This is a genomic window from Clostridium phoceensis (genome assembly GCF_001244495.1).
Taxonomy (GTDB): domain Bacteria; phylum Bacillota; class Clostridia; order Oscillospirales; family Oscillospiraceae; genus Lawsonibacter; species Lawsonibacter asaccharolyticus.
On sequence record NZ_LN866274.1, the window covers coordinates 142,854 to 156,660 of the forward strand.

Here is a 13,807-nt window from a genome sequence, read left to right on the forward strand (position 1 = left end):
TATTGCTAATCATCGTTTTTTATACATGTCGATACACAAGATACATTATAAAATAAGAATACACCACAACATATTGCTTAGTATTTTAAAACATGCTACTATATGTCACAGGAACACAAACTAGTGTTCGATTCAAGAAAGGATGTGAAGTAAATGAGAATGAGAACCATTGAGCAAGCTGCCGATTATGTGCGGGAACATGATCCGGGCACAGCACTAACCAGAACCGCAATTAGAAGAAAAGTAATCGCAGGAGAAATTCCCTCTACTAGATGCGGAAAGAAGTATCTGTTGGACCTGGACAGATTAGAGGAATTTCTGTTTACGCCTCCTCCCTTCCACAGTGCCGAGATTCGGCCCATTAGGGGGTGAAGACGTGGATCAGCGAAACAGAAAGAGTGCCCGCCCTGCTGGTGGCACAGCAGAACGGGCGGAGGAAACGGGGTCGGCTTCGCGGGCGGACACCACTTCCAAAAACTATTGTACATCAGACCAGGACCGGACGCAAGCGGGATATATTTCTCAATTTCTACTTCCTGGGGCGGGACAAGGTCTCCATCTTCGGGATCTGGTAAGGATTACCCAGCGTTCAGAACGGGATGTAAGAAAGCAGATCCACATAGAGCGCCGGAGGCATATCCCGATCCTCAGCAACAACCTGGACGGATACTACCTCCCATCTAGCAAGGAAGAAAAGGACCGCTGCGTAGATTCGCTTCGCCGTAGAGCGGCGGAGATTCTGGAAGCCGCTGATGCAATCGAGAAAGCAGAGTGGTAGGCAGAATGGTTGAATATAAAAATTTACCTCCCGCCCTGCTCCGAGACGGTCTATTTTGCGTGTGGAAATATGAGAATCGGGAGGGAAAGCCCACAAAGGTTCCCTATAATCCCCGCACCGGCGGCAGAGCGCAGAGCACCAACCCGGCCACCTTTGCCCCGCTGGATACGGCGCTGGCAGTGCTGGGCCAGTATGATGGGCTGGGCGTTGGCATCTTCGGGCATGTGGGCGCGATCGACATTGACCACTGCATTGACGACTGCATTGACGACAACGGTGAACTGTCCCCGCTGGCCTTTGATGTGATGGACACCATAAAAGGCTATACGGAGTATTCCCCCAGCGGTCACGGCCTGCGGATTTTGTTCAAGGCTGCTGGTTTTCAGTATGACAAGGCCCGGTATTACATCAACAACCAAAAGCTGGGATTAGAGATCTACATAGCGGGATGCACCAACAAGTTTGTCACCGTGACCGGCAACGCCCTGACCCCTGGCCTTGAGATTGAGGAACATGGGGAACAACTGGCCGCTGTGCTGGAGAAGTATATGGTACGGACCAAAACGAAGAAAACCACACCAGCCTCCGCTTCTTGTGGACCGGTCGAGCTGGATGACGTGGCATTGATTGAAAAAGCCAAGAAGGGGCGCAACGGGGAGCAGTTTGCCGCCCTGTGGGCGGGGGATACCTCCTCCTATCAGAGCCAGAGCGAGGCGGATATGGCCCTTTGCAACTGGCTGGCGTGGTGGACCAACAAGGACGCCGCCCGGATGGATCGGCTTTTCCGCTCCTCCGGCCTGATGCGTGAGAAATGGGACCGGCGGCAGAGCGGGTCCACTTACGGAGCGATCACCATTCAGGAAGCTATTGCTTCTTGCTCCGGTGGATATGACCCACAGGCCCATTCCAGACGCAAGGCGGAGAAGATCACCACCGACACCACAAATGGACCGGTAAAGCTGGCGGACCTGCGCCCGGACAAAAATTCCCGCTATGGGTGGAGCGATATCGGCAATGGAAACCTGTTCGCGGATTGGTACAAGAACAAGGCCCGGTATGTGCCGGAGCGCAAGCGGTGGTATATCTACAACGGAAAGGTGTGGGAGCCGGACAGTGGCAATCTGAGGGCTATGGAGCTATGCAAGGACCTTGCGGACGCCCTGGCGGTCTATGCGCTGTCCATCCAGGACGAAAAGCAGAGGGTCGCCTATCAAGCCCATGTGGGGAAGTGGCAGCGGCGCACCAACCGGGAGACCATCTTGAAAGATGCGGCCAGTGTTCACCCGGTAAGCATGACAGAGTTTGACCAAGACCTCCATCTGTTCAACTGCAAAAATGGGACCCTGGACCTGAACACACGGGAATTTAGACCACACTCCCCATCTGATCTGCTGGCAACGATCTCCAGCGTGAAGTATGATCCGGAGGCAAAAAGCGAGCTGTGGGAGCGGTTTATCAACGACATCATGCAGGGGGACCACGATACCGCCGCATATCTGCAAAAGGCTATGGGCTACGGCCTGACCGGCGACACTTCGGAGGAGTGCTTCTTTACCCTCTACGGAGCCACCACCCGCAACGGCAAAGGGACACTTATGGAGACCTATATGACCCTTGTAGGCGGATATGGCCGGGCGGCACGGCCTGAGACCATCACTCAAAAGGACAAGGCCAACAGCAACGCTCCCACAGAGGATATCGCACGGCTGGCGGGAGCCCGTGTGGTCAACATCTCTGAGCCGGGCAAACAGATGGTCCTATCTGCCAGTCTGGTTAAGACCCTGACGGGCCGGGACACCATCAACGCCCGCTTTCTCAATGAAAATTCTTTTGAGTTTGTTCCGCAATTCAAGCTGTTCATCAACACCAACCACTTGCCGAAGGTGACGGACCCCACTGTATTTGATTCCGGGCGTGTGAAGGTGATCCCGTTCAACCGGCATTTCTCTGAAGAGGAGCAGGACAAGAGCTTGAAACACAAGTTGCGTCAGGCTGAAAATATGAGCGGTATTCTCAACTGGTGCCTGGATGGACTTTGGATGATGCGGGAAACTGGCCTTGAGGCTCCGCCCGCCGTCCGGGAGGCTACGGCCCAATACCGGCGGGACAGCGATAAGATAGCCCGCTTTGTGGATGAGATGATGGAGCCAGACCCACACGGGGGGATCAGGACCGAGGAGGCATACCAAGCCTATCAAGGGTGGTGCGAGCGCAACGGGCACCGAGCCGAAAGTATGTCCAACTGGAAGCAGGCTATGGAGGCCCACGCTGAAATCAAGCGCAAAAGGCCAGCGGGAGCACCGCACTCTGCGTCAAAGATGGCCTTTGTTTTAGGGATGAAATGGAGGGCGGGTCCGGGTGGGTCTGGCATTTTATAGTCCCTTCTATGCGAGAGAAAATTTTATACCCCTCGGAAAACCCGGCCCCACCCGGACCCCATTTTGCAAACCCTTGCGCCGCAACGGATTGCCGGTGTGGGCAAAAACGAAGAAAAGGAGCTGTAATCGTGAAAGATATAATTTGTCCCCTGGATGGTAAGCCCTGCGAAAAGGATTGCCCGGACCGCTACATAGATCATCCCGGTGGTGGCTGTTTCCTGACCACGGCCCAGGAATTGGGGGCGAAGATCATTGACCTGGGCGGCGGTGATGTTGGGATGATGTTCACTCCAAATGGGAAGAAGGTGAAAATATGACGGACAACCAGGCTTTAGCAATCGTAAAGCAGTTGGAGCGGATTGCGGATGCTCTGGAGGAAATCCTTTCTATGTGGGGTGATCCCAACGGGTAGAAAATCCCAGCGCAAAGGCGCAGATGGGGAGAGGGAACTTGCCGCCCTGCTCCGTGAGTATGGCTATCCCGTCGAGCGGGGCGGCTCCCTGTCCTTTGGGGAGGTGCCGGATTTAACCGGCCTCCCCGGCGTCCATATCGAGTGCAAGCGGGCGGAGCAGCTGCGGCCTTATTCCTGGCTGGAACAGGCGGAGCGGGACGCCGTGCGCTTTGGTGATGGCCTCCCCGCCGTGTTCTTCCGCCGCTCCCGCTCCCCGTGGCTGGTGGTGATGAAGCTGGGGGACTGGCTGGAGCTATATCAAACCCAGAGCGAACCAAGAAAAACCGCTCCCAGCGAGTGAGAGCGGCCCCGTGATGGTGTGTGAACTTGCCACCCACATTCTACCACGAAAGGGGCCGGACATCAATGACCAATGAAGAACTAGCGAGGGCGATCCAGGGCGGGGACAAGGACAAGCTGCTGGAGCTGTGGGCAGCGGTGCGGCGGTTTGCCCATGATCGGGCGTATCGGTGGACTATGGCGGTAGGTGGCCGGGCCGGGCTGTCTGTGGATGATTTCGAGCAGGTGGCCTTTCTCGCCCTTCTGGAAGCCCTGGAGGGCTGGGATGATAGGGGCGGGTCATTCCTCACATGGTACGGTCTAAAGCTCAGAGGGGCCTTTTCTGAGGCCAGCGGGCAGCGTACAAAGCGGGACCAGCTGGACCCCATTCAATCAGCGGTCAGCCTGGAGACGCCCCTTGCGGACAGGGAGGGAGATCTCCTGTACCTGGAGGACGTGATACCGGACCCCAGAGCGGAGGAAGCCCTGGAGAGCATCGGAGAGTGGGAAGCACTTCACAGGGCTGTGGACGGCCTGCCAGAGCATCAGAGGACGGTGATCCGGCGGCGGTATTGGCTGGAGCAGAAGGTGGACCACAAGATACACGCCGCTGCTCTGCGGGCTCTGCGACATCCCAGGGTATCCAGAGACTTGAGAGCATATCTTACATAGTGTTTAGGCACAAAAGAAGGTGATGCTTTGTATTTTCGCTGTAATGCTGGAGGGTGGAATAAGACCCATGAACAGGTTGAGAGGACACCCCGAATAGATAGTTTTGAGTTGGCATTTACCCATGCCTGGGGCGGGCTATTCTGTGGTGGGGAATACCTGGACATATACCAGGAAGATAGCTTTTGTGAGATATTTCCTCCAAGCGAATACAAGATCAATCTATCCCACAAGCGCAACGGCTATGGCGGGCGGCAGACCTTTTTCCTGTGCCCTGGATGTGGCGGGCGGGTGCGGTTCTTGTACCTGACCGGGCGGCGGGGGTTCTTATGTCGGAAGTGCGCCCGGCTGAATTACAAAAGCCAGCAGCAGACAAAGGACGGGATGGTGGACTACTGGAAGGGGATGGAATACGCAAAGAAATATCTGACCCTCCCACCGTGGCCTATAGATGGATTTTCCTTTTTGGGTTTTCGTCCAGATAAGCCGAAGGGGATGCACGAAACAACATACCGCCGCCACCTGATTCGCTTCTCACAATATCAGCTCCGGCACGGAAAGCGGCTGATGGAAGATCTGGCCCGGATATGCCGATAGTACATCCCCCCCACCCCTACCCTCTTTGGGAATCTCGCTAAGGGACCGGTGAGGGGAACTTTTTCCAACTCTGTGACATTATACAGAAAAAGGGGGCCGCTCGTGCGGGCAGCCCCCTCCTTCATCTCTTTATTCCAGCTCTAGCAGCAACTTCACCGCCTCCAGTCGTTCCCCTGGAGTGGCCTGTGGGTCGTCCCTGATCTGGCGGAGTGCTTCTATCTGCGCCTCCCTCTCCCGCTCCAGGCGGGCTCTCTCCGCCCTCTGGCGGCGCTCTTCTTTAGTCATGCTGTGCGGCCTCCTTTCCTATTTCTGTCTCTTGCTGTACAGGAAGCATCTGGAGAGTATCGGCCACATCTTCGATTAAACTTCTTGCCGCATAACAGGCTGAGTATAAGGCGTTAAAGTTTTTCTCTACCCAGTCGATTGCACAATCTCCCCGGCTTTTCCCTTTCTGATCTAACAGGCCATCACACCTCAAATCTCCAAAAGCAGGTTGAATTACATCTTCTAAAAGACCAAGCACCGCAATAGCTTTCTCCTCTGCGTCTTTGAGTTCATTGTAGATAACCGGGGCAGCAATAAGCGTTTTTGCTGATGTGCTCATACAGCAACCTCCTCCCAAGAGACAAGAGCATTTATCTCCGTTCCCTCAACAACGCAATCACGCATGGGGCAGGTAAAGCAGCTTGAGCTATATGGGCATGTCCTAGAAGCGGATTCTCTTTGTACCTTCGGGGCTCTGGCTTTTTTCAACAGGGTGGAGACTGTAGACTTTGAGACCCCGCAGCGGCGGGAGATCTCTGTGACTGTAAAGCCCGCAGCGAACAGGGCCAAATATTCAGATGCACGGTGTGATACTCTCATGCCGGCTCCACCTCCCCGTGGATGGTCGGCGTGCACCCCAGCGTGGCCGGAAAGCTGTTCAGATCCCGCTCCCACAACAGATTCCCATCTTTGTCCCAGCTTGCGAAAATCACACCGAAGATCCTTTCTGCGAATATACCACAGTTTGGGCGGAACCTATCCCCGTCCCACATGCTCTTGTATCTGGTCCCCACCATCTGGTAAGCGCCCCACACACCATCATAAGCCTTGAGCATGACCGAAGGCTTTCTGGTGCCGGGGAAAGTTGCATAGCACAGGCAGAGGTCCACAGAGCCGTCTCCTCCCCTGCTCTTATGTCTGGGCGGTGCCGGGTATCTGTCAAAGGCCACAGCCACCCGTCCGCCATCCTGCACCCCAGCCCCCTCCAGGCAGTCACCCACCACAGGGACAATGGCCCGGTCTGTTTCTTCCATTATGGCCTCCACGCTCTTGAGAGTGGCTAGGTTGCCATGTATCGTTTCCATCGGTATCTCCTCCATCTTGAAATCTGGAGGGGACCGTGGTAAGCTATCACCATAGCCCCCTCCGGGGTTACAGGCTCCTATATCCTCTTGCTTTGGTCGGCTGGGATATGGGGGCTCTCTTTATGCTACACAGAAGCGGCGTGTGGTCGTGGTCCTGGTAAATCTGGCCGCCACCTCCGGCAAGGCCGCTTTGATGGCCGCTGTGTCCATTCTGGTGGAAGTTACGTGCTTCCATGTGATTCTATACTCCCCAGCCTGCACGGCTTCAGAATCGCCCATAAACACCTTTATAGCGTCCCTGATGGTTTCCGCCTCTGCCTCAGCCTCTGCGATCAGGGCTTGCAGCTGGCGCAGCTCCCGGACCTTGCTTTCTAATTCGTTTGTGCTCATTACAAATTTCCTCCTTGTTTTCTCTGGGACAAGCGCTGGTGGGCTTTACAGGGGATTCCATCTTGCAGGGCTCATTCTGTATCCCGTTCCGGTCTTATGTAGTGGTCTTGATCCTATCGTCCACTTTCGCTTGTCCCGCTTGGGGTGTCCCCCCTTGCTACGGTCTTATTATACTATATGTTCCCATATAAATCTATTGACAGAACAGCTAAATATGTTCCCATATATTTGTTGCATTTTTATATGGACACATATAGACAGATATGCTATAATAGAGGCACAATAAAGAGGGTATGCCTCATTTCAGGACGCCCCCGGAAGGTGAGCAATATGTCAGTCAGTGAAGCACAGAAAAAGGCATCAATTAAATACCTTGAAAAGCTGGACGAAATTAGAATTAGGATGCCTAAAGGCAAGAAGGACGATATAAAGGCCGCTGCCTCCACCGCTGGCGAGAGCATGAATCAATATATAGTCTCGGCGATAGATCAGCGGATGGAGCGAGACGAGCAAGAGGGTGGGGGCTAAACCCCGCCTTTTTGCCGTCCTGAAATTGAACGCATGAAAAAGCGAGGGCATACACTTACCCTCGCAAAATAAAAGACGGCACCGAACACCGGCACCGCCTGATTTGTGTACTTACTTTACTTTTGGAAGCGGGAACTTGATCACATTCCCACACTCCTCCGCCCATTCCAGAAGGGCGTTTACTCCATCACGGACTTCCTCATTGGATTCCTCCAGCTTGTCCAGCCGATCAATGATGGGTTGTAATTTCTGATCGAATTTTTCATCCATCATCTGGCCGATGGCCTCTAGCAGCTCTTTGTCTACCATCATCATCACTCCTTGCTCAGATTATACGGTGTCGGTATTCGGTTGTCAAGGTACTTGCAGAGGCGGCGGGTTGGGCTGGTCTACGATTCAGCGCTCCATTGGCCGATTGCCCGCTCTTGCCTGGTGCCTATTGCTTCAGCACCATTTGACCTCTCGCTATGGTCTTATTATAATATATCTGTGCAGATATATCAATGCGCACAGTAGCCAAATATATCTACGCAGATATATACAATATGTATATATACACAGATAGACAAATGTGCTATAATAGAGCCATAATGGAAAGGGTGTCCCTATTTCAAGACACCCCCTGGAGGTGAGAGCATGCCAGTATCAAAGGCACAGCAAAAAGCCGTCAATAAGTATATGAGTGAGAATTATGACCGCATAAACCTAACCGTCCCGAAAGGACAGAAAGAGATCATCAAAGCCCACGCAGAGGCCCACAGCGAGTCCGTCAACGGCTTTGTGAACCGGGCCATAGCGGAGACTATGGAGCGGGACAACGGCGCTCCTGCGGGGCCAAATAAGGAGGAATGACCTGTGGCCACGATCAAGAAGCGAGAGGGCAAGACGGGAACAAGCTACCTTATTCGGTCCTCATGTGGCTATGACACATCGGGCCGACAGGTGATGCGCTCCATGACGTGGAAACCGAAGCCAGGCATGACGGAGAAGCAGATTGAGAAGGAACTGAATCGGCAAGCGGTTTTGTTTGACGAAAAGTGTTCGGCCCAGGGTGTGGGCAACGGAAACATCAAGTTTCAGGCCTTTGCGGAACAGTGGTTCAAAGAATACGCAGAGCCCAATCTACGCCCCCGGACTGTGGCACGGCTTCAGACAGTTGGAGGAGCGGACCTATCAGGCCATCGGACATATTCGCCTAGACAAACTGACCGCACGCCACATCCAGCGATTCATTGATAACCTGGGGGAGGATGGAATCAGCACAAAAAGAGACCTTGCAAAACCAAAGGCCGATTTATCCGCCATATTGAAGGGTAGAACCCAAAAGGACCTAGCAGAGACCAGCGGCGTTTCCCGCTCCACTATATCGTCTATGTGTCGAGGGGAGGGAGTAACCCTAACCACAGCAGAGAAGATCTCCACGACTCTGGGGAAAGCCACAAAAGAGCTATTTACCATCCAAAAGGGAAGCGGAAAACTTGCCCCGAAGTCTATCCAGCACTATCTCTCCTTTGTATCATCTGTTCTGGACTATGCCTTTCGGTTTGAAATAATCTCCTCCAATCCATGCAAGCGTGTGGTAATCCCTGCCGGAGAGGCCCCGGAACGGGATTGCTATACTGTCGAGGAAGCACAAACATTTCTTGAAAGTTTGGACCACGCCCCTATTAAGTACAGGGCCTTCTTTGTTTTGGCGATTTATGGCGGATTCCGGCGCGGAGAACTGTTAGGGCTTGAGTGGCAGGACATAGATTTTCAGTCCCACGTGGTCAAAGTGCAGCGGACTTCTCAATACCTAGCAGGACGTGGAACATTTACCGATGATACCAAGACCGAAAAAAGCCACCGGGCATTAAAGCTCCCCGCTCCAGTGTTTAACGTACTGCGGCAGCTCCGGGCAGAGCAGGCACAAGACCGGCTACGGTTGGGAGATCAGTGGCACAACTCCGGTCGCCTGTTTGTGGGCGATATGGGAGATCCGATTCACCCCAACACACCATATCACTGGCTGCGGCGTTTCTGCGAAGAGACAGGCCAACGGTTTCTAGGTATCCACACATTCCGACATCTCAATGCCTCCCTGCTAATCAACAGCGGCGTGGATGTCAAAACAGTATCCGCCTCCCTGGGTCACTCCCAAGTGACAACTACACTCAATATCTATGCCCACACTTTCGAGGAGGCACAGGCCAGAGCGAGCGAAGCTGTGGCTGACCTTCTATCAAAGAAACAGGCATAAAAAAGAAGCTGTCTCCCATCGTTGGAGGCAGCTTTTTCAAACCATAACGGACAAACAACGGACAAATCACCTAGTAGAAGAAAAAGAAAAGCCCCGGAATCCTTGATTTACAAGGACTCCGGGGACTCAAAGAGTGGTGCGGCTGACGGGAGTCGAACCCGTACGCCCATAGGACACAAGCACCTCAAGCTTGCCAGTCTACCAATTCCAGCACAGCCGCAAATCAGCGGCTCTTTCAGAACCGCTTGATTATTATACAATTTTTACAGGGGTTTGTCAATGAATTTTTACTGGGTTTCCTGACCGCCCCGCATCGCCTCGTGCTCCCGGCGCAGCTCCTGCCAGAGCTGGCGGGAATCCCACGTCCGGTTGGTGGGAGTCAGCACTGCCTTCAGGAGCACAGGCGGAAACTCCGTCCTGCGCATGGTGTTCAGCAGCTGGTCCAGCCTGCCGGGCCCCAGGTCACAGAAGACCATCATCGCTTCCGGGATATCCGCCTGCTGTTTCGGGTCCTCTTCGCCTTTTCCGGCGGCCACCTGCTCCAGGGGCAGGTGGTACCGGGAAGGCTCCACCATGCGGACCCGGACCCGGAGCATCATGAGCAGGGCCCGCAGCGTCTTAAATTCATCGCCCCCGCAGTTGTATAGCAAAACTGTTTCCTTTGCCATGACAGTCCCTCCTTCTGGTCCCGCCGGAGCCGGAAGATCCGGCTCCGGCAGTTTTCCCATCCTTCCGCATGCAGGGTCCAGCTGGGACGCCTGTCACACCCCGGCCAGCGCCTGCTCCAGGTCCGCAATGATGTCCTTCACATCCTCAATGCCCACTGAGAAGCGAACCAGGTCGGGGGCTACCCCAGCCGCAGCCAGCTCCTCGTCGTTCATCTGGCGGTGGGTGGAGGAGGCGGGGTGGAGGACGCAGGTCTTGGCATCGGCCACGTGAGTGGCGATGGAGGCCAGCTTCAGACCGGCCATGAAGGTCTCCGCTGCGCTCCGGCCTCCCTTGACCCCGAAGGAGACCACGCCGCAGCTGCCGTTGGGCAGGTACTTCCGGGCGCGCTCATAATACTTGTTGCCCGGCAGGCCGGCGTAGTTGACCCACGCCACCTTGGGGTGCTTCTCCAGGTACTCCGCCACCGCCTGGGCGTTGGCGCAGTGCTTGGCCATGCGCAGGGGAAGGGTCTCCAGACCGATGTTCAGCAGGAAGCAGTTCTGGGGGGAGGGGATGGAGCCCAGGTCCCGCATGAGCTGGACGGTGGCCTTGGTGATATAGGCGCCGCCCAGGCCGAACCGCTCGGTGTAGGTCACGCCGTGGTAGCTCTCGTCCGGGGTGCACAGGCCGGGGAACTTGTCTGGATAGCGGGTCCAGTCAAAGTTGCCCGAATCCACGATGGCCCCCCCCACCTGGAGGGCATGTCCGTCCATATACTTGGTGGTGGAGTGGGTCACGATGTCGGCCCCCCACTCGAAGGGTCGGCAGTTCACCGGGGTAGCAAAGGTGTTGTCGATGATCAGGGGGACCCCATGGCTGTGGGCCGCATCGGCAAACTTTTCGATGTCCAGCACAGTCAGGACCGGGTTGGCAATGGTCTCCCCAAAAACGGCCTTGGTATTGGGCCGAAAGGCCGCATTGAGCTCCTCGGCGGTGCAGTCCGGGTCCACGAAGGTGAACTCGATGCCCATGCGCTTCATGGTGACAGCAAACAGGTTGTAGGTGCCGCCGTAGATGGTGGAGGAGGACACTACATGGTCGCCGCAGGAGGCAATATTGAAAATGGAGTAGAAGGAGGCCGCCTGGCCGGAGGAGAGCAGCATGGCAGCGGTGCCTCCCTCCAAGGCGCAGATCTTGGCCGCCACGGTGTCGTTGGTGGGGTTCTGGAGGCGGGTATAGAAATAGCCGCTGGCCTCCAGATCAAACAGCTTGCCCATCTCCTCGCTGGTCTCATAGCGGAAGGTGGTGGATTGTACGATGGGGAAATTCCGTGGCTCCCCGTTTCCGGGGCGGTAGCCCGCATGCAGGCAGTTGGTGCCGATCTGATAGTGACTCATGCTCTGATTCCTTCTTTCTCTCTGGAGCGGCGGCGCCGCTCTTCGGTACAATGTAGTTTAGATTAAACGGGTCCGCGCGTTTTGTCAAGCCCCTTCATTCGGGGCCTCCTGCCCCTGCCTCGGCTGGGAGAGCACCGCCTCCTCTCGAGTCAGGATCTGGTGGTTCCGGTAGCTCACCGGCTGTCCGGCCACATTGATCTCCACTGCCTCCACTCCGTCCAGCTGGCTCATGGTGAGGACGATGCAGTAGTCGGCCACGGTGAGGGAGATGTCCGTCAGTCCGCCGTACTGCTCCGACAGATTCAGGACCAGCACCCCCTCCTCCAGCCCCCAGCTCCGCAGGGACACCCCGCTGGGAAAGGGGCTGTTCAGCTCCTCCTCCGTGGGACCGGAGAGCAGAGCCTCCATCAATTCCCGAGGGCCCGGGTCCGCCTCCCCCTGGTAGGGCTCGCTGAGGATGGCGCTGCCGTCCTCCAGACCGGAGGCGAAATAGAGCTGGTATCCGCCCTTCTCCGCGGCAGTGCCGCAGGCCCCCAGCAGGAGCAGCAGCCCCAGGAGCAGGCACATTGTCCACCGCTTCATCCCCGGTCTCCCTCCTTCCGTTTTTCCGGCACAGCGGGAAAGCCCACCGTGAACACGCTGCCCTCCGGCTGGCGGGCCCGGACGGTGACCCATCCCCCGTGGCGGCGCACCGTGTCCCGGACAATGGACAGCCCCAGCCCGGTGCCGCCGGCGGCCCGGGAGCGGGCCTTGTCCACCCGGTAGAACCGGTTGAACACCTTGGGCATGTCCTCCTCCGGGATGCCCACCCCCGTGTCCGATACCTCCAGAAGGACCTGGTCCCCGTCCCGGTACACGTCCGCCATCACCCGGCCGCCTGGCCGGTTGTACTTGATGCCGTTCTCCAGCAGGTTGAAGCAGATCTGGTATAGGTCGTCCTCCGTCCCCTGGACCACACATTTATCCTTCAAATTGGATCCCAGGGCCACCCCAGCCGCGTCCGCCACCGGCGCCAGCATGGACAGCGCCCGCCGGGTGACCGCCGACACGTCCACCGGGAAGGTCTCTGCCGCCGGCAGGCTGTCCAGCCGGGTCAGGGCCAGCAGGTGCTCGGTGATCCGGGTCAGCCGGTCTGCCTCTGTCCCGATGTCGGAAACGAAGTCCCGCAGGGTCACTTGGTCCATGGTCTCGTTCTGGAGAATGGAGTCTGCCAGCAGCCGGATGGAGGCCAGAGGGGTCTTCAGCTCGTGGGAGGCGTCGGATACGAAGCGCCGGCGCACCTCCTCCGTGGTCTGGAGACGGTCAGTGAGCTGGTTAAACTCCTCCGCCAGCAGGGCCAGCTCGTCCCGGCCCGAGGGCTGGAGCCGGTGCCCATACTCCCCCTCCCCCACAATGCGGATGGCGCTGAGCAGGGCGGTAAAGCGGGAGGAGAGCATTTGGGCGAAAAACAGGCTCATCACCAGGGTCACCGCCGCAACCACCAGGGAGATGCTCCGCAAATTTTTTTGTAAGTTCAACAACAGCGCGCCCTGGACCGCGTCCTCCTCACAGATATAGACGCAGCCGATGGTCATATTGCGGTACACGATGGGGACCGCCGCCGTGGAACGGAACACCTGGCCGCTGAACTCGGAGCAGGTCACGTCATTCCCCCCAAGGGCCAGCACCACCTCCTGATAGAGGGCATAGCGGTACTGGGGTTCTTCCGGCTCCTCCTGGACCGGGGCGGTCTCCGCTGTCTCCCCACGCTTCTCCCTGGGCTGGGTACTGTCGTACAGAATCAGCCCTGCGGGGTCGGTGACCACTACCCGGGTCAGGCCGCTGCTGTCCAGCATGGTCATGACCCGCTCCACCTGGTCCGAGGTGAGCAGCTCCAGCTCCATCAGGGCAGAGGCCATCACCGCAGCCTGGCTCTTCAGCGAATCCCGCTTGGAGCCAAACAGCAGGTCCTGGGAGGCCAGCACCGGGTAGGTGTTCAGCAGAATCAGCACCACTGACACGATGGCCAGGTAGCTCATGGCGTATTTCATCTGGATGGAGGAAAAAAACGGAACTCTGCCCCTCTTTTTCTTCTTTTCCTCCCGCACAGCGCTCCCTCCCTTTT

19 protein-coding genes and 1 tRNA gene are annotated in these 13,807 nt (G+C 56.5%); 9 read left to right on the forward strand and 11 right to left on the reverse strand.

Features of this window, described 5'->3' with window-relative positions; genetic code table 11:
* Positions 1-153 precede the first annotated feature (153 nt).
* The 6 genes from BN1969_RS17735 (at position 154) to BN1969_RS01530 (ending at position 5,152) form a co-directional block, all read left to right on the forward strand.
* Positions 154-372 (forward strand): excisionase family DNA-binding protein, encoded by a 219-nt coding sequence (locus tag BN1969_RS17735; protein ID WP_077138669.1) that lies wholly within the window; start codon positions 154-156, stop codon positions 370-372.
* Between the two features lie 411 nt (positions 373-783).
* Positions 784-3,156 carry a phage/plasmid primase, P4 family gene (locus BN1969_RS01510; RefSeq protein ID WP_082203457.1) on the forward strand — a complete coding sequence of 791 codons (2,373 nt, stop codon included), beginning with the start codon at positions 784-786 and terminating at the stop codon, positions 3,154-3,156.
* Positions 3,157-3,284: 128 nt separating this feature from the next.
* On the forward strand, positions 3,285-3,473 hold the full coding sequence (locus BN1969_RS01515) for a hypothetical protein (RefSeq protein WP_050622673.1): 189 nt from the start codon (positions 3,285-3,287) through the stop codon (positions 3,471-3,473).
* A 48-nt stretch (positions 3,474-3,521) separates the two neighbouring features.
* Positions 3,522-3,908, forward strand: a complete 387-nt coding sequence (locus tag BN1969_RS01520) for a putative PDDEXK endonuclease (protein WP_050622674.1) — start codon at positions 3,522-3,524, stop codon at positions 3,906-3,908.
* Between the two features lie 65 nt (positions 3,909-3,973).
* Positions 3,974-4,558, forward strand: coding sequence for a sigma factor (locus BN1969_RS01525; RefSeq protein WP_050622675.1), 585 nt, complete (start codon positions 3,974-3,976; stop codon positions 4,556-4,558).
* Positions 4,559-4,585: 27 nt separating this feature from the next.
* A complete protein-coding gene (locus BN1969_RS01530; protein WP_050622676.1) occupies positions 4,586-5,152 on the forward strand; it encodes a hypothetical protein in 567 nt (188 codons plus the stop codon).
* A 129-nt stretch (positions 5,153-5,281) separates the two neighbouring features.
* On the opposite strand, the gene BN1969_RS17740 is transcribed toward BN1969_RS01530, so the two are convergent.
* From BN1969_RS17740 to BN1969_RS01545, 5 genes are all read right to left on the reverse strand, one after another.
* The gene (locus BN1969_RS17740; RefSeq protein ID WP_154669716.1) at positions 5,282-5,437 is read right to left on the reverse strand and encodes a hypothetical protein; all 156 of its coding nucleotides are present in this window, start codon (positions 5,435-5,437) and stop codon (positions 5,282-5,284) included.
* Entirely contained in the window at positions 5,430-5,756 is a 327-nt protein-coding gene (locus tag BN1969_RS01535) for a hypothetical protein (RefSeq protein ID WP_050622677.1), read from the reverse strand. Before BN1969_RS01535 ends, BN1969_RS17740 begins: the two co-directional genes overlap by 8 nt.
* Positions 5,753-6,016, reverse strand: coding sequence for a helix-turn-helix transcriptional regulator (locus BN1969_RS19030; protein WP_077138670.1), 264 nt, complete (start codon positions 6,014-6,016; stop codon positions 5,753-5,755). Before BN1969_RS19030 ends, BN1969_RS01535 begins: the two co-directional genes overlap by 4 nt.
* The gene (locus BN1969_RS01540; RefSeq protein ID WP_242850259.1) at positions 6,013-6,501 is read right to left on the reverse strand and encodes a hypothetical protein; all 489 of its coding nucleotides are present in this window, start codon (positions 6,499-6,501) and stop codon (positions 6,013-6,015) included. The genes BN1969_RS19030 and BN1969_RS01540 overlap by 4 nt, the downstream gene beginning before the upstream one ends.
* 120 nt (positions 6,502-6,621) lie before the next feature.
* Positions 6,622-6,891: a hypothetical protein gene (locus BN1969_RS01545; RefSeq protein WP_050622679.1), complete on the reverse strand. Its 270-nt coding sequence runs from the start codon at positions 6,889-6,891 to the stop codon at positions 6,622-6,624.
* A gap of 330 nt (positions 6,892-7,221) precedes the next feature.
* Here BN1969_RS01545 and BN1969_RS01550 point away from each other — a divergent pair, with 330 nt between their 5' ends.
* A complete protein-coding gene (locus tag BN1969_RS01550) occupies positions 7,222-7,419 on the forward strand; it encodes a hypothetical protein (protein ID WP_050622680.1) in 198 nt (65 codons plus the stop codon).
* 111 nt (positions 7,420-7,530) lie between these two features.
* Here the strand turns inward: BN1969_RS01550 and BN1969_RS01555 are convergent, their stop codons facing one another.
* Entirely contained in the window at positions 7,531-7,728 is a 198-nt protein-coding gene (locus BN1969_RS01555) for a hypothetical protein (protein ID WP_050622681.1), read from the reverse strand.
* A 327-nt stretch (positions 7,729-8,055) separates the two neighbouring features.
* On the opposite strand from BN1969_RS01555, the gene BN1969_RS01560 reads away from it, so the two are divergent.
* A complete protein-coding gene (locus BN1969_RS01560; protein ID WP_050622682.1) occupies positions 8,056-8,271 on the forward strand; it encodes a hypothetical protein in 216 nt (71 codons plus the stop codon).
* 175 nt (positions 8,272-8,446) lie between these two features.
* Positions 8,447-9,658, forward strand: coding sequence for a tyrosine-type recombinase/integrase (locus tag BN1969_RS01570; protein ID WP_082203458.1), 1,212 nt, complete (start codon positions 8,447-8,449; stop codon positions 9,656-9,658).
* A 134-nt stretch (positions 9,659-9,792) separates the two neighbouring features.
* On the opposite strand, the gene BN1969_RS01575 is transcribed toward BN1969_RS01570, so the two are convergent.
* The 5 genes from BN1969_RS01575 to BN1969_RS01595 form a co-directional block, all read right to left on the reverse strand.
* Positions 9,793-9,878: transfer RNA gene (locus BN1969_RS01575), tRNA-Leu, on the reverse strand.
* Between the two features lie 67 nt (positions 9,879-9,945).
* The gene (locus BN1969_RS01580; RefSeq protein ID WP_050622685.1) at positions 9,946-10,326 is read right to left on the reverse strand and encodes a DUF3783 domain-containing protein; all 381 of its coding nucleotides are present in this window, start codon (positions 10,324-10,326) and stop codon (positions 9,946-9,948) included.
* A 93-nt stretch (positions 10,327-10,419) separates the two neighbouring features.
* Positions 10,420-11,703, reverse strand: coding sequence for an O-acetylhomoserine aminocarboxypropyltransferase/cysteine synthase family protein (locus BN1969_RS01585; RefSeq protein WP_050622686.1), 1,284 nt, complete (start codon positions 11,701-11,703; stop codon positions 10,420-10,422).
* A gap of 84 nt (positions 11,704-11,787) precedes the next feature.
* Positions 11,788-12,285, reverse strand: a complete 498-nt coding sequence (locus tag BN1969_RS01590; RefSeq protein WP_050622687.1) for a GerMN domain-containing protein — start codon at positions 12,283-12,285, stop codon at positions 11,788-11,790.
* On the reverse strand, positions 12,282-13,790 hold the full coding sequence (locus tag BN1969_RS01595) for a sensor histidine kinase (RefSeq protein WP_242850260.1): 1,509 nt from the start codon (positions 13,788-13,790) through the stop codon (positions 12,282-12,284). The genes BN1969_RS01590 and BN1969_RS01595 overlap by 4 nt, the downstream gene beginning before the upstream one ends.
* Between the last annotated feature and the right edge of the window lie 17 nt (positions 13,791-13,807).